Source organism: Pseudonocardia halophobica, from assembly GCF_027922425.1.
Classification (GTDB): Bacteria; Actinomycetota; Actinomycetes; order Mycobacteriales; family Pseudonocardiaceae; genus Pseudonocardia; species Pseudonocardia halophobica.
On sequence record NZ_BSFQ01000296.1, the window covers coordinates 1 to 524 of the forward strand.

Consider the following 524-nt stretch of genomic DNA (forward strand, 5'->3'; position numbering starts at 1 on the left):
CCGGGCGGAGCCGTCGCGCCGCGCCCATTGCGCCGGACTCCGGTGGGGCAGGGCTAGTCAGCCGGGGCTCGTTGCCAGGCGCGTCCTTGCCCGACATTGGTAGACGAAGCTCTCAGCCAGCCAGCAGCACACCGAGTCGGTCGACCGCCGCCACCTGCCGGCAGCCCTGACATCCGTCGATGTGACCTGGCCTCGACACCGTCTGGGGACGGGCAGGGCGCTCAGTGAGCCTGGACCCAAAGGCGGCAGCTCCGCCGCCGCGCCGCTGCCCGCCGGCCGGGCGTGCGGCCCGCGGCCGGTCCCCGTCCGGCGCGCTGCTAGAGGGCGCTACTTGTTCGACTCAGGAAGCTCGGGGAAAGCCAGCTGGTCAGCCTGTGTGCGCCCCTGGGCGACCAACTCCGAACGCAGTTCGTCGACAGGGCCGATGGTCGAAACAATGCTGGCCTCATAGAGCCAGGTCAACGTACCGTCACGTTCCGGACGGCCGCTGACCCGAATCACCAGGTCGCGGTCGTGTGCTTGGA

The 524-nt window shown here is 70.4% G+C and carries 1 protein-coding gene; it reads right to left on the reverse strand.

Annotation, left to right across the window (positions count from 1 at the left end):
- Window positions 1-327: 327 nt before the first annotated feature.
- A partial coding sequence (locus tag PKE99_RS38695) for a hypothetical protein (protein WP_271215191.1) occupies window positions 328-524 on the reverse strand: 197 nt, incomplete at its 5' end.